This window comes from Olivibacter sp. XZL3, assembly GCF_004368405.1.
Classification (GTDB): domain Bacteria; phylum Bacteroidota; class Bacteroidia; order Sphingobacteriales; family Sphingobacteriaceae; genus Olivibacter.
In genome coordinates this window covers 38258-60014 of the sequence record NZ_SBJH01000046.1, presented here as the reverse complement: position 1 = coordinate 60014, position 21757 = coordinate 38258, and the positions used below count along the sequence as shown (strand labels likewise).

15 protein-coding genes are annotated in these 21757 nt (G+C 42.9%); 5 read left to right on the top strand and 10 right to left on the bottom strand.

The window, feature by feature from the left end:
- The first annotated feature begins 77 nt into the window (after positions 1 to 77).
- Together EPX21_RS10850 and EPX21_RS10845 are read left to right on the top strand one after the other, a co-directional pair.
- A complete protein-coding gene (locus EPX21_RS10850) occupies positions 78 to 1574 on the top strand; it encodes a sigma 54-interacting transcriptional regulator (RefSeq protein ID WP_134089714.1) in 1497 nt (498 codons plus the stop codon).
- A gap of 197 nt (positions 1575 to 1771) precedes the next feature.
- Entirely contained in the window at positions 1772 to 4159 is a 2388-nt protein-coding gene (locus tag EPX21_RS10845) for a TonB-dependent receptor (protein ID WP_134089713.1), read from the top strand.
- Positions 4160 to 4201: 42 nt separating this feature from the next.
- On the opposite strand, the gene EPX21_RS10840 is transcribed toward EPX21_RS10845, so the two are convergent.
- The 7 genes from EPX21_RS10840 to EPX21_RS10810 form a co-directional block, all read right to left on the bottom strand.
- Entirely contained in the window at positions 4202 to 5215 is a 1014-nt protein-coding gene (locus tag EPX21_RS10840) for a cytochrome d ubiquinol oxidase subunit II (protein WP_134089712.1), read from the bottom strand.
- A 269-nt stretch (positions 5216 to 5484) separates the two neighbouring features.
- A complete protein-coding gene (locus EPX21_RS10835) occupies positions 5485 to 6792 on the bottom strand; it encodes a cytochrome ubiquinol oxidase subunit I (protein WP_134089711.1) in 1308 nt (435 codons plus the stop codon).
- A 201-nt stretch (positions 6793 to 6993) separates the two neighbouring features.
- Positions 6994 to 7995, bottom strand: coding sequence for a histidine phosphatase family protein (locus EPX21_RS10830; RefSeq protein ID WP_134089710.1), 1002 nt, complete (start codon positions 7993 to 7995; stop codon positions 6994 to 6996).
- Positions 7996 to 8214: 219 nt separating this feature from the next.
- A complete protein-coding gene (locus EPX21_RS10825; RefSeq protein WP_134089709.1) occupies positions 8215 to 9198 on the bottom strand; it encodes a DUF4097 family beta strand repeat-containing protein in 984 nt (327 codons plus the stop codon).
- Between the two features lie 199 nt (positions 9199 to 9397).
- On the bottom strand, positions 9398 to 11770 hold the full coding sequence (locus tag EPX21_RS10820; protein WP_134089708.1) for an ABC transporter permease: 2373 nt from the start codon (positions 11768 to 11770) through the stop codon (positions 9398 to 9400).
- Between the two features lie 84 nt (positions 11771 to 11854).
- Positions 11855 to 14239: an ABC transporter permease gene (locus EPX21_RS10815; RefSeq protein WP_134089707.1), complete on the bottom strand. Its 2385-nt coding sequence runs from the start codon at positions 14237 to 14239 to the stop codon at positions 11855 to 11857.
- 173 nt (positions 14240 to 14412) lie between these two features.
- On the bottom strand, positions 14413 to 14940 hold the full coding sequence (locus tag EPX21_RS10810; RefSeq protein WP_240768659.1) for an ABC transporter permease: 528 nt from the start codon (positions 14938 to 14940) through the stop codon (positions 14413 to 14415).
- Between the two features lie 113 nt (positions 14941 to 15053).
- Between EPX21_RS10810 and EPX21_RS10805 the strand changes: the two genes are divergently transcribed.
- On the top strand, positions 15054 to 15335 hold the full coding sequence (locus EPX21_RS10805) for a hypothetical protein (RefSeq protein WP_134089706.1): 282 nt from the start codon (positions 15054 to 15056) through the stop codon (positions 15333 to 15335).
- Here the strand turns inward: EPX21_RS10805 and EPX21_RS10800 are convergent.
- From EPX21_RS10800 to EPX21_RS10790, 3 genes are read right to left on the bottom strand one after another with little or no spacing between them, the layout of a single operon-like run.
- Positions 15332 to 16054 carry a 2-phosphosulfolactate phosphatase gene (locus EPX21_RS10800; protein WP_134089705.1) on the bottom strand — a complete coding sequence of 241 codons (723 nt, stop codon included), beginning with the start codon at positions 16052 to 16054 and terminating at the stop codon, positions 15332 to 15334. The two genes, EPX21_RS10805 and EPX21_RS10800, sit on opposite strands and share 4 nt — an antisense overlap.
- Before the next feature lie 50 nt (positions 16055 to 16104).
- Positions 16105 to 17184: a glycine cleavage system aminomethyltransferase GcvT gene (gene gcvT, locus EPX21_RS10795; RefSeq protein ID WP_134089704.1), complete on the bottom strand. Its 1080-nt coding sequence runs from the start codon at positions 17182 to 17184 to the stop codon at positions 16105 to 16107.
- Positions 17185 to 17237: 53 nt separating this feature from the next.
- Positions 17238 to 17840, bottom strand: a complete 603-nt coding sequence (locus EPX21_RS10790; protein WP_134089703.1) for a ribonuclease HII — start codon at positions 17838 to 17840, stop codon at positions 17238 to 17240.
- Between the two features lie 222 nt (positions 17841 to 18062).
- On the opposite strand from EPX21_RS10790, the gene EPX21_RS10785 reads away from it, so the two are divergent.
- Both EPX21_RS10785 and EPX21_RS10780 read left to right on the top strand, forming a co-directional pair.
- A complete protein-coding gene (locus tag EPX21_RS10785; RefSeq protein WP_134089702.1) occupies positions 18063 to 18833 on the top strand; it encodes a hypothetical protein in 771 nt (256 codons plus the stop codon).
- A 41-nt stretch (positions 18834 to 18874) separates the two neighbouring features.
- On the top strand, positions 18875 to 21754 hold the full coding sequence (locus EPX21_RS10780) for an outer membrane beta-barrel protein (RefSeq protein WP_134089701.1): 2880 nt from the start codon (positions 18875 to 18877) through the stop codon (positions 21752 to 21754).
- The last annotated feature ends 3 nt before the right edge of the window (positions 21755 to 21757 follow it).

The following is a 21757-nucleotide window of genomic DNA, read 5'->3' as shown; positions in this document are numbered from 1 at the left end:
TAGCCTGCTAATAAACTTTATACGAATTAAATCAGCCGAAAGCTGAAAGCCGACGGCTGATAGCTAACAATAGAAATATGATCAAAACATTAGGGGAGTTAAAAGCATCAGGGTACAAAAGCAGGTCGGTTAAAGAAGAATTGCGTGAAAATCTGATAAAACAACTAAAAGGCAAAGAAGAGGGCTTTGAAGGGGTTTTGGGATATGATGAGACGGTTATCCCAGAGCTGCAAACAGCCATTCTTTCGCGGCATAATATTCTCTTATTGGGCTTACGTGGACAAGCGAAGACGCGTATTGCCCGGTTAATGGTCAACCTTTTAGACGAATACATACCCTACGTGGCCGGTAGTGAGATATTTGATGACCCGCTTCATCCGATTTCTTGGTATGCCAAGAGTGAAATAGAAGCGAAAGGGGATGACACGCCCATAGCATGGCTACACCGATCGGAACGCTATACGGAAAAATTGGCAACACCAGATGTGACGGTGGCCGATTTGGTAGGCGATGTAGACCCGATTAAAGCGGCGACTTTGAAGCTAACCTATAATGATGAGCGGGTGATACATTTTGGATTAATACCCCGGGCCCATCGCGGAATTTTTGTGATTAATGAATTGCCCGATTTACAGGCGAGAATACAGGTGGCGCTTTTTAACATGCTGCAGGAAAAGGATATTCAAATTAGAGGGTTTAAATTGCGATTGCCCTTGGATATACAGTTTGTTTTTACGGCGAATCCGGAGGATTATACGAATCGAGGTTCAATTGTGACCCCCTTAAAGGACCGAATTGAAAGCCAGATCTTAACGCATTATCCGAAAACCATTGACGTTTCAAGGGCCATTACCTTTCAGGAAGCGAAGCTTTCGCCGCAACAGAAAAGCTTTATTGAAGTTGACGGATTATTGAAGAATCTTATCGAACAAGTGGCCTTTGAAGCGCGGAAAAGCGAATTTATCGATCAGAAATCGGGTGTTTCAGCGCGACTAACGATTTCTGCCTACGAAAATTTAGTAAGTACAGCCGAACGGAGGATGCTTCTTTCTAATGAAGAGCAAACCTTTGTTCGAATTGCAGATCTCGCGGGGATCGTCCCGGCGATTACCGGAAAAATAGAATTGGTATACGAAGGCGAATTAGAGGGCCCGATTCATGTAGCGAACAAGCTCATTAGCAGTGCCATTAAAACCTTGTTTATCCAGTATTTTCCAGATCCCGAGAAGTTAAAAAAGACCAAAGCCAAAAATCCGTATCAGGATATCGTCGACTGGTTTACCGCAGGTAATAAGCTGGATATAAATGAGGCCTTATCTGCCGAAGAATATGCGGCAATTTTGAATCACGTCCCCGGGTTGCGTTCAGTGGTTAAAGAGTTTCATAAAAAGTTAAGTGATAATCAGACACTATTGTTAATGGAGTTTGTTTTACACGGATTAGCAGAGTACTCCCAGCTGAGCAAGAACATTTTAAGCGGCGGCTTCGCCTTCTCGGATATGTTCGGTAGTCTTTTCAATTCATCATTCGAGCAGGACGATGAGGATGAATTGGATGATGAGGATTTTAGATAGAAGAGGCAGGCCTTAAAGCAGTTGGATGGGCTCAGCGTTTTGATCGTCGCTGAGCCCAGATGCCGTTAATGGCACTTTAACAGCGGCTGACCAATTAATACATACCTTATTAAAATAAGTCTAAAAAAACATTGACAGGTTTTGAAACAAATTGTACGTTTGTGCAAGATTTGTTAACTAGATTTATTCTAAATAAAGTGAAAAAGCGACAATCATTCAGCTTAGTTGTAATATTGAGCATATGTGGACATTTGGCTCATGCGCAAATTAAAGGGACGGTACTCAACCAGTCGAACGAGCCGGCAGTAGGCGTATCCCTGTGGATTAAGGGTACTCGAATCGGCGGAAAAACAAACAGTAAAGGAGCTTATGAGATCCAAGGCGTTAAAGCGGGCGAGCATACGCTGGTTTTATCAGCTATTGGCATTCAAAAACAAGAACGGCTCATTCACTTCGATGGAAAAGAACTTATCGAAGATTTTTTGGTGCAAGCAACGAATGAACAGCTCCAAGAAGTGATTATTTCTAGCCGTAAGAAACAATATAAGGTAGATACCACCTCTACAAGCTTGCGCTTGAACGAACCCTTATTAGAAATTCCGCAAAATGTTCAAGTCGTAACCAATAAGGTGCTGGCAGACCAACAGGTCGTCAGCATGAGCGATGGGCTAATTCGTAATGTCAGTGGCGCAGTCCGGTTAGAGCATTGGGGGGATTTATATGCGAACATCAATATGCGCGGATCGCAGATCCAAGCATTCAGAAATGGATTCAATGTGGTTGGGTCTTATTGGGGGCCACTAACGGAAGACATGAGCTTTGTAGATCATATAGAATTTGTTAAAGGGCCTGCCGGTTTTATGTTGGCTAACGGAGATCCTAGCGGATTGTATAACGTTGTTACTAAAAAGCCGACAGGTATTACGAAAGGTGAAGTAAGCGTTACGCTGGGCAGCTTTGGTTTATTTAGAGGAACCCTCGATTTAGACGGGAAATTAAGTAAAGACGGGAAAGTTCTGTACAGACTGAATGTTATGGGCCAGAATAAAGCCTCACACCGCCCCTATGAGTATAACGACCGATATAGCATCGCGCCTGTCATATCTTATCAAGTGGACGAGCAAACCAAATTAACAGCTGAATACACGTTGCAACATGTACGAATGTCGGAAGTAGGATCTTATTATGTGTTTGGACCGGAGTTGGGCGGTTATGCCACACTACCGGTTGATTTTACAATGACTAATCCTGGTATTCCGCCCACCAACATCGATGATCACAGTTTATTCCTTACACTGGAGCATAAGTTTAACGACCATTGGCGATTAACTGCGCAGGGATCCTATTTCTTTTACGATCAAGTGGGATATAGTTCTTGGCCTTCAAAGGTCAATGCTGATAGAACGGTGATTAGGAATGTCGGTATCTGGGACGCTCAAGGCCGTATGGGGCTGGGACAGGTTTTTGTAAACGGAGACGTGGAGACGGGTCCGGTTCGGCACCGTATTCTTGCCGGTATTGATATGGGGAAGAAGACTTATATTGCCGACTGGGGGCAATCCCATGATTTAGACCGTGATAGTGCCACCTTGTATTTTGATCCACTTAATCCTTCTTACGGGATACCTAGTAATGGATTACCAAATTTTGATCGGAACACCAGTTTAGAGGCTAGGGCTTTAGCAGCAGGTGGATTGCAGGGCCAGCGCTACACGGGATTGTATTTTCAAGATGAATTAGGTTTCCTTGAGAATAAACTAAGAGTGACTTTAGCAGGACGTTACACTTATGTACGTCAATATTATGGTGAAAGCGCCGACGAAGCTAAACGCTTCACACCGCGTTTAGGACTAAGCTATTCGATTACTCAAAGTGCTTCTGTTTACGCTGTTTATGATCAAGCTTTTGTTCCGCAAAGTGCATCAGGAACTATTGAAAATGGGGATAAAGTAAAGCCGATTACAGGAAATAATACTGAATTTGGTGTCAAGAACGAGTGGTTTGATGGTAACTTAAATACGACATTGTCTGTTTACAGGATACTGAAAAACAATGAACTTACTACGGGCCCGAACAGTACACCTACCAACCCTACAAGTATCGTGCTTGGGCAGAAGAAGGCCCAAGGTTTTGAGTTTGATGCGAGAGGAAGCATTGGTGCTAACTTGAGTCTCATTGCGAACTATGCGTATACTGATTCAAAAGTTAACAAAGTGACTCCGGGCGTAACAAGTGTCACTGTAGGGCAAGTGATGCCTGGTTTCTCTAAGCACGTGATTAACGGATGGATAAATTACAAATTGCCAGTTAAAGCCCTAAATGGCGTCGGTTTATCAGCCGGTTATACCGGATTGCTGGATCGCGCAACCGACAATTGGGGAGAAGGGCAGCGTAGACTGCCGGATTATCACAAGGTAGATGGCGGAATATTTTGGGAAGGAAAGAAAATGCGCATAACCGCCAACGCCTTTAATATTTTCGACAAATACTTATTCAGCGGTTCGTATTATGATTGGTTGAGCAGTTATTACTGGCAGACGGAAGCTCCAAGGAATTACAGGTTAACGGTGGCGTATAGTTTTTAGAAAAAACACGACCGCCAACAGAACCCGCTGGCGGTCGTGTTTTCAATGAGCGATTCCCTTTTTCTTTTCAAAGCTATAAATTAGATAAAACAAGGCCGGCAAAATAAAGATACTTCCTAACAGCAACGCCCAAGCCAAAGCTTCTATTGTTTTATCTGAGCCAGCATCTTCGATCAGGGATAAAGATGCTCCATCTTTTAAGAGTATAATCTTGGGAAAATGAATGTAAGTCGCGGCCAACAAAATCATGCTGGTTTGAAAACCTGCCAATATCCTAATGAAGATAGCTTGACTTTTATTTAATGATATCCACAAGAATATTAAAGAAATACTTGCTGCTCCAATGGCTAATGAACCTATCCAATGTCCAAAGATCCAATCCAATAAAGGTACATGCTCATAGTGTGCGGCAATAAAAACGAGTCCCCCGGCAACAAAGGCCGCTACAATCATTTTTTTAGCTATACCAATAAAGTGCTGTTTGTCAGCCGGCGAATGCACTTCGCCGATAATATAGATAGCGGCCAAGAACCCGCAAATACATATTGTGAAAAGTCCGACTGCTATTCCGAACCCATTTAACCAACTATAGACATAGGCCGACAAAAAATCTGTAGCTTGCACATCAATTTTCCGGCTCACGGTACTTGCTGCAATGATGCCGAGGAAAAAGGGCGTAATAGCACTTGAATAAACAAAGATTCGGTTATATACCTCCTGCATACGATCTTCAACGGCGTCGTAATTACGAAAAACAAAAGCGGTTCCACGAGCGATAATACCCAATAGCATAGCTGTCAATGGAATATGAATAAAGATGGACATGGTGGTATAGATTTTTGGAAATCCAACAAAAAGTATAACGATGGCAATAATAAGCCACATGTGGTTGGCCTCCCAAATCGGTCCGATAACACGATACATGGTGTGCCGCGTTTTATTTTTATGCTCGCTTTTACTTATTAATTCAATAATCCCGGCGCCAAAATCCGCGCCTCCCAAGAGGAGATACAGCCAAATGGAGGTCCACAGAAATGCAATGACTATATATAACATTATTTTTCGTTTTTGGCCGTCAGTTGTCGGAGATTAGCTTTCAGCCGCATTTAAAATAATTCACTTTTCAACCCTTGATATTTTGAGGGTGTCTAAAAAGGCCTCCAACGTCATATCGAGTGTAATGTAACGGAATCGAGATATCTCNCGAGTGTAATGTAACGGAATCGAGATATCTCTTAATGAGTTAGTTACAAATAACAGATTTCTCCACTTCCCCCGAAGCCTCGGGGTCCGGTCGAAATGACAACTTTTTAGACACCTTCCTTCTACACATCATAAATTTTTCCAACCATCTTAATCTGCCGATAAAGTAGAAAAGCGACGATAACCGACAAGGATAAATAAACAGCTGTAAATAGATAGAAAGAATAAACGATGCCGGGCATGGGTGTAACTGCGTCCACCGTTCGCATAACGCCATAAATAATCCATGGCTGCCGACCTATTTCAGTTACCATCCACCCTGCTTCAATGGCAATAAAACCTAATGGAATTGCGATAATGAATAAATTCAGAAGCCATTGGCTTTGGAGCCACAATCGGTTTTTGGCGAGCGCGATGAAATAGATAATCGAAAGCGCTAGCATCAGCATACCAAGCCCCACCATTACCTGGAAGGCATAATGGGTAATAGCTACGGGAGGATGATCGTTTTCGGGAATATCTTCCAGGCCTGTAACAGCTGTTTCACGAGCTCCGTGAGCCATCCAGCTTAAGAGCCCTGGGACTTTTAGTGCGTACTTGACTTCTTTGGTCTTTTCGTCTACAAGTCCGCCGATAACGAGCGAAGCGTTTTCTTCTGTTTTGAAATGTGCTTCCATGGCTGCGAGTTTTGCCGGTTGCCTTTGTGCGACGTCTTTTGCGGATATATCCCCGCTTAGTGGTTGTAGTACCGCGGCAACAGTTGCAAAAATAGCGGCAATACGAAAGGCCTTTTGATGAAAATGGACGTTTTTTCCCTTTTTGATCATAAATGCATGAACGCCGGCTACCGCAAAGCCGGTGGCGACAAAGGCCGCTAAGGTCATATGAAGTGCTTGCGAAAACCAAGCATCATTGAACATGGCTTCTATTGGATCGATGTTGGTATACTGTCCGTTTATATATTCGAAGCCGGTTGGACTGTTCATCCACGCATTAGCGGATACTACTAAAATACCCGATGCTAAGCCGCTTATACCTACAATGACACCGGTGAACCAATGAAACCAAGGGTTAAACTTATCCCAACCATATAAGAAAAAGCCTAAAGCGATAGCTTCAATGAAAAAAGCCGTTCCTTCTAATGAAAAGGGCATTCCAAAAATAGGGCCGGCGTGTTCCATAAAAGTAGGCCATAATAAGCCTAATTCAAAAGAAAGTACCGTTCCTGAGACGGCCCCTGTGGCAAAAAAAATGGCCACGCCTTTACTCCATGCCTTGGTCACATTTTTATAGACCAGCTCTCCGGTCCGTAACCATTTGTAATGGGCGATGGCCATAAAAAAGGGCATCACCATCCCGATGCAGGCAAAGATTATATGAAAGCCCAACGAGAGGGCCATTTGGGAACGGGCGGCGAGGAAATCGTCCATAATGAGCGTTTATTGATTTGATAGAACCTAAGGCCTGTGCCACTGAACTTTCTCAAATATAAGGCTTATCGTGTTAATAAAGCAGCAATTGAAATGAATAGAACGGGAATTCTTTATTTAGAACGAATATGTATTGTTTTTTGCAAATAGCGCCTGTTGCCTTTTTGCCCTTTTCGTTTTTCACGAAAGCTTTTGAACTTTTTATGGATTCGTTAGCTGTCTCCAATAATTGACCATTCCCCAAGACACCGCACCTTCATAGCTGATTGTACCGTCTGCTGCAATTTTTACAAAATACAACCCGGTCCAATTAAAAGGGGAGACATCGGGGAACGTTGGATAGCCGCCACTGTTGATTATTTCATTGATAGGATGATGCGTGGCTATCAGGGTGATTTTGTTATCCCTAGGCGTATTCTGTAAGATTTTAATCAGGCCTTGGAATAAGTTTCCTTTATTGTAAGAGGGATGGTTTAATCGACCGTCTTCCGTAATCGGTAAATTGAGATCCATTAGTTCAACCGTTTCTATTGCCCGATTAAACTCACTTGAATAAATACGGGTAATTGGATAGCCTAAGGCTTTTAGATTACCGCCAAGTTCTTTTGCGCGCGTTCGTCCTTCTTCGTTAAGCTGACGTGCCAATGCTTGGTCTTTCGACTTCCACCAATTAGCCGGCCCGGCATTGTCGTGGTTTAGCGAGTAATCCACCCCTTGGTCTGCATCAGCATGGCGCAATACAAGGGCGTAAGTCTCATTATTAACCGGTAACTTCTGTAAAGTGGCCCAACCTTTTAGGTAGGAGTTATAAGTGTCTGTTGCCCCCTTCCCGTTATAGGTAATCTGAGGTTTATCGTGATTCGTGTCCGTTGCTCCAAATAGGTAAAAACGCGTTTTGTTTTCAGGTTGCGACTTCGGAGCAACTTCGATGCTAACGACTTCTCCAGAAGTTAGTCGTTTTACCAGGCCCTCTTCAGTCATATTAATGCGACCGTCGTCGGCGCTAAAGATCGCCTCTTTATCGGTGGTTATTTGAAAATTATTTTTATTGACAAAAAGCAATTTTCCATCGTATTCAGCGGAAGTAATCTGTATAGAGGCTGGTTCGACATCGTTGCTTTTTTTACAGGCAGCCACGAGAATGAGTGAAAGCCAAAGAATGTTCCGGATATGACCTTTGCAAAGGGAAAATAGTGTTTTCATTGTTCTATAAGCGTCTATATAAACATCGTCTTCATCCTTGAAGAGCAGAATAGGCCGATAAAAATACGACGAAAAGCGAAAGATAGGTGCAGGCTGTCTGATCCGAAAGGTTAAACTCGGTTTTGTTTCATACCTTTACTCAATATTTTGCGTACTTTTTGCGATAATAGACCACGTATTGTTGACCAAAACGTGGCCTATTAGTAGTTTAAGCAGGGGCTAATTGGCTTCAATGTTTAGGCTTCCGACACTTACATGGACGTCGACACTAGCGCCTCCGCCGTTGATTTTTCCAACTACGCGATCTTTTTCCCTCGTTCCGGAAAAATTGCTTAAGGAAGGAAGGTTCACTTTCCTTGCGGCTAAGTTTAGATCCAATCCTTTATCCATAGGAAGCTGCAGGTTAACGCTTCCCGCCGAAACATCTATTCTGAGGTATCTATCCACACTTAGCATATTAACGGAGGTGCTCCCTGCGCTTGTAGCTAAATCCGCGCTACCTGCCATTCGGTCTACACGAATGCTCCCTCCGGAAGTTTTCGCTATTAGTTCGCCGTCAATATCGGTTGCTCCGATGCTCCCGCCGCTGGTTCTCGCGTCCGTCTTTCCCTTTAAATTATTAAGCTTAATCGAGCCGCCCGATGTATGTAATAGCAAGTCACCCCGTACGTCATCTGCATTAATGCTGCCTCCGCTGGTTTTTAGGTTTACATTGCTTTTTACATGAGCTACTTTAATACTACCCCCGGAAGTTTGTCCCTCAATAGGACCATTGATTCCATTTAAGGAGAGGCTTCCTCCGCTGGTTTTCAGTTTGGCTGATGCTGCTTGCGGTACATAAGCTTTGAATGAGATGGATAGTGACTTCTTCCAATTTTTAAATCCACTTTTGGGTTTGGCGATTGCAATTAATTGACCGTTATTGGAACTTATCTGTAGGTCGTAATTGTCCTTTAGCCGTTGATCGATTTCTTCTTTATTTAGGCTGTTATTGCCATTGTTTCCGTGCACGAATACTTCCAGACGCGCTTCTGAATCGTTTACGCCGATAACGCTCAAACTTCCGCCCGAGGTTTGCAGATCTACTGCACGAATATGGTCGCTTCGAAGCGATTTTGTTAGGTAAGGCGTGTCATTATCTTGAGCGCCGGCGAAAAAGCAGCTACTGCTTAATGCCATAAATAGTAGGAAGATTTTCTTCATAAGGGTTCGTTTTGTTATAAGACGCAAGTCAATTCGGGATGTTGCATGTAGCTCTCAGTTTTAGCCATTAGCTTTATTTTTGTTTTTAGTAAATTATAGCGTCGTTTTTGGCCGGATGTATAACTCGTCCTTGTAAGCGCGCGAAGCAAGCCTCATTACTTTAAATGAGCAAATCAAATTCAATGAAAATAGCACTAATTTAGTCCTCTCTTAAAGTTTTCGTCGGATTTAACAAAGCGGTTTTAATAGCCTGGGAACTGACAGTTATTAAGGCGATGAATAGCGCGCCTAGTCCGGCTAAAACAAATACCGACCAATGAAGATGGATGCGATATTGGTATTTTTCGAGCCAATTTTCCATGAACCAATAGGCTAGGGGGAAGGCGATAAGGCATGATACCAACACCAGCAAAACGAACTCTTTGTTCAATAGATTGGCTAACGATGATATGCTTGCTCCCAATACTTTACGGATTCCCATTTCTTTCCTTCTCCTTTCGGCCATAAAGGCAGCTAATCCAAATAAGCCTAAGCACGATATGGTAATGGATAGTACCGCAAAGACGCCGGCCAAGCGTTGGATCATCGTTTCACTTTTGAATTTTTGCTCGAAATCTTCGTCCATAAAATGATATTCAAAGGGGTAGCTGGGATTATTGGCTTTGACGACTGCTTCGATTTTTCCAATGGCCTCGGATAAAGGCTCACCGCTTTTTATTTTGATGTAGAGCGTGCCTTCTGAAGGAACAGAGGGAACGAATATCAACGGTTCGGCAGCGCTATACATGTTATTGTATATATAATCGTGAAGCACGCCGACGATCGTGGCGGGCGAACCATCGCCAGTCTTAAGCTGTGTCCCTACAACAGAACCTTGCTTTTTGATTAACTTGGCAAAGGCCTGATTAATAATTACGTTGGTAGTATCTCCAGCTAATTTAGGATTAAAATTGCGGCCTTCCGCGAGACGCATACCTAGTGTAGGTATTAAGTCAGCGTCTATAAAGTTAAACCCGATCAACACATCGGAGTTTGGATCTTTGCCTTCCCAGTTGATCGATCCTGTATTGGAATAGATGCTAAGCGCGTTGCGAGCACTTCCACCCACATTTTCAACCACACTAGTAGCTTTTAGCTGGTTTTTTAATGCCTCCAGATGTCTCCCCATATCTCCTTGGATTTCCGTGGAAATGACTTGACTTCGATCAAAACCGAGGTCGCGGTTTTTGGCATGTTGAATTTGCTGAAAAATAAGAACGGTACAGATAATTAGGGTGATAGAAGCAGCAAATTGAATAATTACCAGCCCTCGGCGGATGGAGGTGGCATTTCCTGATTTGAATTTAAGCCCTTTTAATACTGCAATCGGATTGAAGGAAGAGAGGTAGAAAGCGGGGTAGCTGCCAGAAAGCAATCCGCAGATCAATACAATAGCAAGAAGAAATAAGCAGTGCACCGGAGTAAAAAGGTTAACGTCGAGAGCTTTGTCTACTAGCGCGTTGAATGGCGATAAGAATAAGTATAGCAAAGCAATAGATAGCAGGGCGGAGAGTGTGGCCAATAGGAGGGATTCTCCTATAAATTGACCGATTAAGGTCTCTTTCTCGGCTCCCACTACTTTTCTAACACCCACTTCACGTGCCCGTTTTTCCGAGCGGGCGGTGGCTAAATTCATAAAATTGATACAAGCAATGAGGATAATTACCCAAGCAATGACACTGAATAGCCGGATATTTTTAATTGCACCTTCTTGTTCAAATCCGTTTTTAAAACTGTTGTACAGATGGAAACGTTTAAGGGAATAAAAGAAATTGCTGGCAGTAGGATGTTCATCGTTTGTTTTTTTGGCAACAAAGTGACGCAGTTTGGCATTAGCCGCTTCCAGATTGGCATTAGGTTTTAACAGCGCATAGGTGTCGGTACTATTGCTGCCCCACAACTGCAGCCCTCCTTCAACTTGCTCATAGTTTTTGAATGGGATCAGCCAATCGAAGCGAAGCTGGGGGGAGGTGTTTTGTGGTAGGTCTTCTACAACACCGGTGATATTGTAGCTATCGCCTTTGCCGACTTTAAGCATTTTTCCGAACGCTTTTTCCTCTCCGAAAAGCCGCTTCGCCATAGAGGCGGTGATCACTAAGGAATGGATGTCGACTAAAGCCATCTTCGGACTTCCTTCGATAAAATGAAGGGAAAACATATTTACAAAAGCGGGGTCAACATAGGCGCCTGTTTGGTATAGGCTCTTGTCGTCTTTGACGAACAGTTTGGAAACGCCATTGTTAATACGGGTTGCTTCAGCTACTTCCGGTATTTCTTCTTTGATCGCTTCCGCCAACTTACCCGGTGTTGCACTAAAGACGTAGGTATTTTCTCCGTAAGTCTGCTTCGATTTAATATTGTATAACAGATCTTTATTGGCAAAATAATCATCATAACTCAATTCATTCTCCACCCACAGAAAAATAAGTGATGCACAGGTTATTCCTATAGCCAATCCGAAAATATTCAGGAAGCTATATCCTTTGGTTTTCCATAGGTTTCGAAAGGCGATTATGAAATAGCTTTTTATCATAACAGTATCAAGATTAATGGTGTTCTTCTATCTAGTCATTTCAAAACACGGTGCCCTACGGTTTTGAATGCTACCTTTATCCGGCTATTCATTGCGTAAAGATTTCACAGGGTTGGCCATCGCGGCCCTAATGGTTAATGAACTGATGACCAAAAGGGCAATCGCAATAGCAATGCTTCCGGCAACGGCGAAAATCCACCAACTGACATCTATATGATAAGCGAAATCAGTCAGCCATTTACTCATAAAAAGCCACATTAAAGGAGAAGCAATAAAAATGGATATAGCCACTAGTCTCAAAAAATCAAGCGATAGAAGCCTTACAATCGTGGAAACACTTGCGCCTAAGACTTTCCGGATGCCAATTTCCCGATAACGTTGTGTTGTATGATAAGATACCAGCCCAAATAAACCCAAACAGGAAATAAAAATCGCTAATACGGAAAAATTTAAAAACAGGCTTCCAAATCGGTTTTCTGCTCGGTATTGCCGATCAAAAAATTCGTCTGCAAAAAAATAATCAAATGGCCGGTTAGGAATGATCTCCTGCCATTTCTGTTCAATGGCCTGTAAGGCGGTGTTCATGTGCGGTCCATCGATTTTGAGTGAAACCATGCCTCCTCCGTTTCCTTGGCCGTAGCGCATACTTAGCGGCTCAATTTTTGATTGCAGCGATTTAAAATGGAAGTCCTTGATCACATCGATGATTTTTCCCTCGCTTCCCCATTGCGAATATTTTTTACCAATGGCGTCCGCTGGTTTTGCATAACCGAAGAGTTTAACAGCACTTTCATTTAAGATCATGGCCTGTGCGGTATCGGTTCCAAAGTCAGGCGAGAACGTACGGCCGGCCGCCAGTTCGATTTTATATAATGGCAGGTAGTTATAGTCTACAAAGTAGACCGGGAGATTTGCGATTTGCATGTCGCCTTGCTTGTTCTCAATTTCCGAATAGGCTACCGGATTCTCTCCGCCCGGAACCGCTCCCGAAACGGTGCTGGCTAATACACCCGGAACGCTCACTATCGCGTCCTTTAAAATTCTACTCTTGGCGTCTCCATTGGTTTGCAGAATCAATACCCGGTCTTTATTGAATCCTAAGTTTTGATTTCGCATATACGCTAACTGGCGATTTACAATCAATGTACCTGCAATAAGCGCAATGGAAACCACAAACTGTACAACAACTAAAGTTTTTCTTAATAATAAGCCTTTTGTGTTTGACGAGAACTTTCCTTTTAATACCGTTACGGGTTTAAAAGAGGATAATACAAGCGCTGGATAAATGCCCGCCAGCAGGCCGATTAAACAAGCCAATAAAAACAAGAAAAGGATATAGCGAGGGTGAAGGAATATACCTCCGCTAATCTCTTTACCGGCCAGAAAATTAAAATAGGGAATTAACACCAAACACAGCAAAAGAGAGATTACAAAAGCCAATAAACAGATCAAAATGGATTCACCGATAAATTGTCGGGTAATCTGTATGCGGTAGGCGCCAACCACTTTTCTAATGCCCACCTCTTTGGCCCGTTCTACAGCTCTCGCGGTCGACAGATTAATAAAATTGATACAAGCAATAAGCAGGATAAATAGGGCCACAACAGCAAAAACGTATACGTTGTTTATGTTACCGCTAACAAAACCGCCTCTTTTTGAATGCAGATAGACCTCTTTCAATGGTTCCAGAAAAAGGGTATAATGCATTTTCATCTGATCCATTTCTTTGCCCACACGGTTGGTCAAAAAAGCAGGGAACTTAGCGGTTAGGCGGGAGGGGTCGGTATTGGGTTTCAGTAATAAATAGGAAGTAAAACCGAAATTTCCCCATTGCTCATCAAAGTTGAAATTGGCCATTTTGATTAAGGTAACCATAGAAATAAAGACATCGCCTTTAAACTGCGAGTTTTCGGGAATATCTTTCATTATTCCCGTTACCTTGCTGTTAAAGCCATCGTCCGTTATCAGCAGACTTTTGCCCATTGGATCTTCCTTTCCAAAATACTTTTTTGCGGCCGATTCCGATAAAACAATGCTGAAAGGTTCTTTTAATGCGGTTTTCGGATTTCCTGCGATTAATGGGAAATCAAATAACTGAAAGAGCGAAGAATCCGCAAAGAACAAACTGCTTTCTTGATATTTGTGGTTGTCTTTTCGTATCAGCAGACTATTTGATAGAATCCGTACGTAGTTTTCCACCTCAGGAAGGTCCTTTGCGGCATACATAGCCATGGGGCCGGAGGTGATATTAGCATTTATCGTTTCGGTTGGTGTTTTGACGTCACATACCAAACGGTAAATGCGGTCGGCTTTTTGATGATAACGATCGTAACTCTGTTCGAAGTTGACATACAACGCAATAAGGAAGCAAGCGGTCATTCCAACCGCCAAGCCACAGATGTTAATAATGGAAAATGCTTTCGTTTTCCAAATGTTGCGCCATGCGATTTTTAGATAGTTTTTTATCATAATTTTTTAGCTTTTAGCTGCAAGCTATCAGCCATAAGCCGTTAGCGCTACGGGCAGCGGTAAATCCCATTTTGTCGTTAATCGAGAGCTACTGTCTGTGCCATTGCAGCCCTACTACTCATTAGCTTTCCATTTTCGCCTTATGCCATAGAACCTTATACCTTTTATTCGCCTTACTCTGTACGTATAGCATGGATAGGATTCTTTCTTGCGGCCTTTGACGCTTTGGCATATACGGTCAGTATGGCGATTGCAACTACTGCTGAGCCTGCCCCCAAAAATATCCATAAAGAAGCATCCGTGCGGTAAGCGTAGTTGCTGAGCCATCGGTTCATAAGCCAGTAAGCTAATGGAAAGGCTATGACGAGCGAAAGACCAACCAATGTGATAAGATTTTTGGAAACCAGCAGCACAATATCGCCTATGGTGGCTCCCAGAGTTTTTCGAATGCCGATTTCTTTTACCTTCGACTCCGCTGTGATGCTAACTAATCCGAACAAGCCCATACAAGAAAGCAAGATCGCAATACCTGCAAAGATGCGCAGAAGCTTGCCTGCCCGAATGTCACTTTTGTAAAGTTGATCGAAGCGTTCGTCTAGAAATTCGTACTGAAATTCATACTCCGGATTATATTGTTTCCATAACTTTTCTACAGAAGAGATGGCTTCGGCCGTTTTACCAGCGGCTGCTTTAACGTACATACCGCCCAAGGCCCAGCCGGTATCATAGAATAAAATACACGGGCTGATCCTTTCCCGAAGGTTTTGGAAATGGAAATCTTTAACGACTCCAATTATGTCCCGACAGGCGGTCAATAGCGATTGCCAAGAAGTACGGAGTAGATATCAGCGCACAGAAAGCCCGTCAATTTAACCGGTCGGATTTCGAATACTACGATAAAATTTTGGTGATGGACCGAACTAATCTGCGAGATGTATTAGCAATGGCCAGCTCACCGGCAGCACGCGCTAAAGTAAGTTTGTTTTTAAAGGATGACGTTGTGCCAGATCCCTATTTTGACAATAACTTGTTCGATCCTGTATATCAAATGATTGCCGCTCGCTGTGAGGAACTGTTGAAAGAGCTAGTTGTTTAAGCTTCTAATGCGACGAGTCGATCGCCTTCCAAAACGGGTATAGTTTCTAAAAGATCCGTTTGCAGACAAAAATCAATGTCTTTTTGAATTCCTAAATGTTGCAGACGCTTGCTATGGGCGCTTCGGCTGAGGAAGTCGGCAAGATCTTTCTCGGCAGTAAAATATAAGGTTTCCGCAGCTATGGCTGCGTCATCTCCTTTTTTGTGGCTCTCTTTTAGTTTATTAATAACAGCGCCGGCAAAAACGGTGTCCTCTAGGTTAAAATTGTCTTTCCATCCTGCACATACCAATAGAATAGAATCATCTTGTTTGCTTAACCAGTTGCAAAGAGCTGTCAAGTTTAGAAAAGACCCGATTACGACCTTTTTCGCTTCCCGCGATAAATGAATAGCCTTGGTTCCGTTTGTGGTTGTCAATACAATAGTTCTTCCTTTCACTTTTTCGCCAACATACGAAAACGGTGAGTTCCCGAAGTCGAAGCCGTCCACCACTTCGCCGTTTCGTTCGGCCGCAAGTAGATATCCATGGTCTTTATAAATCGCACAAGTAGATACTTCTGCAACCGGAATGATGCCATCGGCGCCATTCGCTAAACCGTAGCACATAGAAGTGGTGGCTCTAAAAATGTCTATTACCACCACAATACTATTACTGATATCATGTAAGTGAATCAGCGCGGGGCTTAAGCAGACATTAATTTCATTGACTTTATCAAGCAAAATATAAACGTTTTGTACCTAAATTAGGCAGCTTTATGATCTACTGAACTTTATTTAATAAACGGAGGTTTGCTTACAACAGCTTTTATTTTTTTGTCTCTGATTTTAACGTAGATGGTAGTTCCTTCTTTACTGAACTCCTTGGCTATGTACCCTAAACCAATAGACTTTTGCAAGGTGGGAGATTGCGTTCCCGATGTAACACGGCCAATGACTTGGTCGTTTTCGTCAACAAGCTCATAGCCGTGTCTAGGAATGCCCCGTTCAAGCATCTCAAAGCCAACCAGTTTACGCTGTACCCCTTCCTCTTTCTGTTGTTTTAGTGCCGCAGCGTTCACAAAGTCTTTTGTAAACTTAGTTACCCAGCCTAAACCAGCTTCAAGCGGCGAAGTGGTATCGTCAATATCATTCCCGTACAAACAGAAACCCATCTCCAAACGAAGGGTATCGCGGGCGCCCAGACCTATTGGCTTAATTCCGAACGTTTCGCCAGCCTTCATAATTGCCTCCCATACTTCCTTGGCGTGTTCATTGTCGACATAGATTTCGAATCCACCCGCACCGGTGTATCCTGTTGCAGAAACCAATACATTATCCACGCCAGCAAATACACCCTTTTTAAAGGTATAGTATTCCATTTCCCCTAAGTCTATACTGGTCAAACTTTGAAGCGCATCTGTTGCTCTTGGTCCCTGTACAGCAAAGAGAGAAGTTTTATCGGAAATATCCTTCATTTCAACACCGTAGGTGTTATATTTCGTAATCCAATCCCAATCCTTTTGTATATTAGAGGCATTTACCACCAATAGAAAGGTGTTCGCATCAATGCGGTAGACCAGAAAATCGTCTACAATACCGCCTGTTTCATTAGGTATGCAGGCATACTGGATTTTCCCGTCGTAAAGTTTGGAAGCGTCGTTGGAGCTGATTTTTTGTACCAAATTGATCGCATTTTCTCCTTTCAATATGAATTCACCCATATGACTTACGTCAAATATGCCAACGCTTTTACGGACGGTTTCATGTTCAATATTGATACCGGTATATTGTACCGGCATATTGTAGCCTGCAAAGGGCACCATCTTAGCGCCAAGTGCAATGTGTAGATCCGTTAGGGCGGTTTTTTTCATGTTAAAAGGATTAAAGATTTCAAAATGCTGCGCAAACTTATACAAAATAAGGTTCAGAAAAAAGAAAGACTTAACTGCGGATCCGTAATTTTAAAGGTTTTACGGTGGTGTGGCGTTAAGCCGTACTTGAGAACGGCGTCCCGATGTCTTTTTGTAGGGTAGCCTTTGTTTTGTAGCCAATCGTATTCAGGGTGCTCATTGGCCAGATTCTCCATGTAATCATCCCGATAGGTTTTAGCTAAAATGGAAGCGGCTGCAATTGATAGATATTTTCCATCGCCCTTTATAATACATTGGTGCGGGATATTCTGATACTTTTTAAAGCGGTTGCCATCAACAAGGATATATTCTGCAGGCATTTTCAATGCATCTAAAGCGCGGTGCATAGCAAGAAACGAAGCGTTTAGTATGTTTATTTGATCAATTTCCTCTGCACTGGCACTCGCAACAGCGAAAGCGAGGGCCTCGTTTTGTATCATTTCTCTTAAGCTATATCGCTGGGTGGCCGATAATATTTTTGAATCGTTTAGAATTTCATGTTGGAATGAACAGGGAAAAACGACGGCAGCGGCAAACACCGGGCCTGCAAGGCAGCCTCGTCCAGCTTCATCACAACCTGCTTCAATTAACTCGTTTTGAAAAGTAGACAACAACATGTTTACTGTACTATATAACGCTGGGACACTAACAAGACAAAGTTAAAAATATTTGTGAGCTATTGGAAATTAGCTGTAAGTCATTACTGGCTAGGGAGACCTACGTTCGAAGTATAAAGGACTAGACTGATTGTCGATTACCGAAAGCTCAACATATTTTTTATGTTACAATTAAACCAAAAAATAAGGGCGCAGTCAAAAGACTGCTTTGCGATAAGAAAAATGGAATTTCATAAGCTACTTTGCTTTTGTCTATTATTGAACGGTGTTGTTGTGTATGGACAGCAACGGAAATCGGTCGTGCCAACAATCATCGATTTTAAGTCGGGCGTTCAAATTGATGGCGACTTGTCGGACTGGGGTGATAGTTTACGATATTATTATGAAAAACAAGACCTCCAGTTTGAAATTGCAAATGACGAAAGGCAGCTATACGTGGCGATGCGGGTAAAGGATCCTAGTTGGCAGATGCAGGCTTTACACCAAGGTTTTAATCTGGTGATAAACAAAGACGGGAAGAAAAAGGACGGTGCTTCAATAACGTTTCCGGTTCCGGATAGGGAGTCGTTAAGAGCTTTAGCGGCAATGGACAAGGACGAACGGCCGGCGGATATGCGTCAAGGCGTACTGAATGCAGTCAGAGCCGTTTTTGTTAGCGGAATGGCCGATGTGGTGGACGGGCCCGTCTCCCTTGAAAATAATTATGGCATTAAGGCAGCCGTTAGCATTGATAGTTTGGATGCGGTGTGTTATGAAGCCGTTATCCCCTTCGATCGACTCGGGCTTACCCCAAGTAACAACAAGGAAACGGCATTCAATGTAAAAATAAATGGAATAGTTATGCGAACAGTGGGAGGGGGGCGACCTATGGGGCGTTATGGTTATGGCGGGTACGGTTACCCTTATGCAAATTACAACGCGCGGCCGACTCGCAAGGAGGCGCAGCAAGAGCCAGGAATGTGGTTTGTATTGCCGCTCGCCAATCTTAAGTAGAATCAATCACAGTTAATACGAATAAATAACCGCTAAAGTACATGTTCGATAAAAAAGTCAATCTTCGTTACAGAAGGATTTTCCTTTCTTTCTTTTATGCTTTCATCTTTTTTTCTTTTCAATCGCAAGCCCAGACAGGCAAAGTGGTGAACGGAGTGCTTAGAGATAGTACCGGACTTAGCGTCATAGCGGCCTCCGTCAAATTGGTGTCTCCGCAAGACACGCTTCAGGCAAGTAGCGACGTGGATGGGAAGTTTTCTTTTAAAAATGTAAAAGCCGACAACTTTAATTTGTTAATAACAAGCTTGGGCTTTAGGCCTTTCAGCAGAAGCTTTTCTTTTAACGGACAAAGTGAGCTCGATTTACCGCCGTTGACGATGGCGTTCGAATCTCAGTTGTTGGACGTGGTCAACGTGACAGGGGGAACGTTGGTGACAATGAAGGAAGATACCATTGAATACAATGCAAAGGATTACAGAGTTCGACCGAATGCGATGACGGAAGAACTGATAAAGAAATTGGACGGGGTGGAAGTCGACAAGGACGGAAATGTGCAAGCCCAGGGGGAAAGTGTGACGCGAGTCCGAATTAACGGAAAAGATTTCTTTGGAGGGGACGTGAAAACTGCGACGAAAAATTTGCCGGCGGATATCATCGAAAAAATCCAAATAGTGGACGACTATGGAGATCAGGCGAATCTCACGGGCAATAGAAGCGGCGAGCCTGAGAAGATACTTAATATAACCATTGCAGAAGAGAACAATAACGGCAATTTTGGGCAATTCGGTGCAGGCATAGGCTCCAAACCAGACGGAGATGACGCTTATCGTTATCAGGTGGGGGGGATGTACAATTCATTTACCGGTACGCGTCAATTTTCTGTGCTGGCCAATGCCAACAACAACAATAATCAAGCTTTTGATTTCAATGCCAGAGGTAGTGGCGCTAGAAGAATGCCCGGGGGTGGCGGCCAAAGAATGGGTGCCGGCATTGGAGGCCCCGGCGGCTTTGCCGGTGGTAGTAATGGCTTGACGGATTCCTATTCCGCTGGCTTCAACTATAGAAAAGATTTTAACGATCAATGGACAACCTATGGCAACTATAGTTACAATCACAGCGATAATAATTTAATCAGCTCAGAATCAATTCAGGATTTCTTTCTTGATACAACGATATTAAGAAGTACCAATGCCACGAACAATGCGATCAGCAACAATCATCGTTTCGATTGGAATGTGGAGTATAAACCGAACGATAAATTATTTCTTAAGATTTCCCCTACACTCAGTATTGGCAACAACAACAGCAGTGGCTATACATTTACCTATCAAAGTATAAATAACGTACCTTCCAATAATATCGAGAACATAAACAACGATAAGTCGTTTACTCCCAACTATGGCGGGAGCGGCCTGTTGAATTATAAAATAAACGATCAAGGCAGAAATATCTTTTTTAATTTTTCACTGAACTCGGCCAAAACCGAACAAGATCAGGATCGCATTACCAATAATATTCGTTTTAGTAATGATCAGGATAGTACGAATGCCTACGTTCGGCAGTTGGTTGATTTAAACAACAAAGGGCTAAATGGCGGTACATCAGTTTCTTATATTGAACCGCTTAACGATAAGAGTAATTTAGAATTTACGTACGACTTTAATTTTGCGAATTATGATAATAATAGGCAAGCTAGTTCAATGGATTTAGAAGGGAACGTCACTCCCAATCCGTCGTTAAGTAATTTTTACGAATATAGCTTTTCAACCCATCGTGTGGGTGCAACCTATCGCTATAGAACGGATAAATTTGTGTATCAATTAGGCGCGACCGTTCTGCCTACCCGACTGAGGGGGCATACGACCTTAGGCGGCGAGGATTTATCCTTCGGCAGAAATGGTTTTTACTTTGTTCCGGTAGCTCGTTTTGAGTATAAAGCTTCCCGCACCCGTTCGTTTAATGCGGAATACCGAGGCAATGCCAGTGAGCCAACTTTTTCGCAATTGCAACCCGTTACTGATGTTTCCAACCCAAATTTTCCAATAACCGGTAACCCCAATTTGGCTGCCGAATTCAACCATACACTGAATTTGCGGTACCGTAATTTTGATTTTCAGTCGGGCAATATCTTCTTCGCGGTGTTAAACGCGAATGTTTCGCAAGACAAGATTACCACCAATCGTATCACAACGATGGACGACAGTTTGGGTGTGGTGCAGGAGACAAGGTATTTAAACACGAGTGGAAACTATAATGCACGTGGCTTTTATCATTATGCTAAGCCGTTTAACAATCGTAAATACGTCGTATCCCTGCGAGGATCTGCTAATTTTAACAACAACATTTCCTATGCAAACTCGGTTGAAAACGAAGCTAAAAATTGGGTGTTGAATCAAGGATTAAATGTACAGATAAATCCCAAAGATTGGCTGGAAGTGCGACCAGGGATCGACTTTACTTATAACACCACAAAAAACAGTTTGCAAAATAGGACTAACCAAGATATTACTACATGGGCCGCTTCCATTTTTGGCAACATTTATATCACACCAACACTATTATGGAACTTTGATGTTGCAAAGACAAGTAATAGCGGGTACGAAGGCAATGTGCAGGCAAATCCCTTAATTATTAATACGTTTATTGAAAAACAGTTCTTTAAGAACAAAAACGGCATGTTGCGTCTGCAGGGCTTCGACTTGCTAAATGAACAGGTGAGTATCTCCAGAACAGTCACGGAAAATAGGATCTCTGATAGTAGAACAAACAGGTTAGCCCGCTATTTTATGTTGTCCTTTACTTACCGTTTTCAAAAATTTGCTGGACGATCAGGCGCAATGCCAGATGATGACGGTCCCGGACGGTTCGAACGGAGAGATCGGCCTATGGGAGGCCCGGGGGGAAGGCCGGGTGGATTTTAATAT

Excerpts from the sequence above, each read along its gene's own strand:
- EPX21_RS10850 (WP_134089714.1), top strand. The coding sequence starts at position 78 with ATGATCAAAACATTAGGGGAGTTAAAAGCATCAGGGTACAAAAGCAGG.
- EPX21_RS10840 (WP_134089712.1), bottom strand. The coding sequence starts at position 5,215 with ATGTTATATATAGTCATTGCATTTCTGTGGACCTCCATTTGGCTGTAT.
- EPX21_RS10835 (WP_134089711.1), bottom strand. The coding sequence starts at position 6,792 with ATGGACGATTTCCTCGCCGCCCGTTCCCAAATGGCCCTCTCGTTGGGC.
- EPX21_RS10830 (WP_134089710.1), bottom strand. The coding sequence starts at position 7,995 with ATGAAAACACTATTTTCCCTTTGCAAAGGTCATATCCGGAACATTCTT.
- EPX21_RS10825 (WP_134089709.1), bottom strand. The coding sequence starts at position 9,198 with ATGAAGAAAATCTTCCTACTATTTATGGCATTAAGCAGTAGCTGCTTT.
- EPX21_RS10820 (WP_134089708.1), bottom strand. The coding sequence starts at position 11,770 with ATGATAAAAAGCTATTTCATAATCGCCTTTCGAAACCTATGGAAAACC.
- EPX21_RS10815 (WP_134089707.1), bottom strand. The coding sequence starts at position 14,239 with ATGATAAAAAACTATCTAAAAATCGCATGGCGCAACATTTGGAAAACG.
- EPX21_RS10810 (WP_240768659.1), bottom strand. The coding sequence starts at position 14,940 with ATGTACGTTAAAGCAGCCGCTGGTAAAACGGCCGAAGCCATCTCTTCT.
- gcvT (WP_134089704.1), bottom strand. The coding sequence starts at position 17,184 with ATGAAAAAAACCGCCCTAACGGATCTACACATTGCACTTGGCGCTAAG.
- EPX21_RS10790 (WP_134089703.1), bottom strand. The coding sequence starts at position 17,840 with ATGTTGTTGTCTACTTTTCAAAACGAGTTAATTGAAGCAGGTTGTGAT.
- EPX21_RS10785 (WP_134089702.1), top strand. The coding sequence starts at position 18,063 with ATGGAATTTCATAAGCTACTTTGCTTTTGTCTATTATTGAACGGTGTT.
- EPX21_RS10780 (WP_134089701.1), top strand. The coding sequence starts at position 18,875 with ATGTTCGATAAAAAAGTCAATCTTCGTTACAGAAGGATTTTCCTTTCT.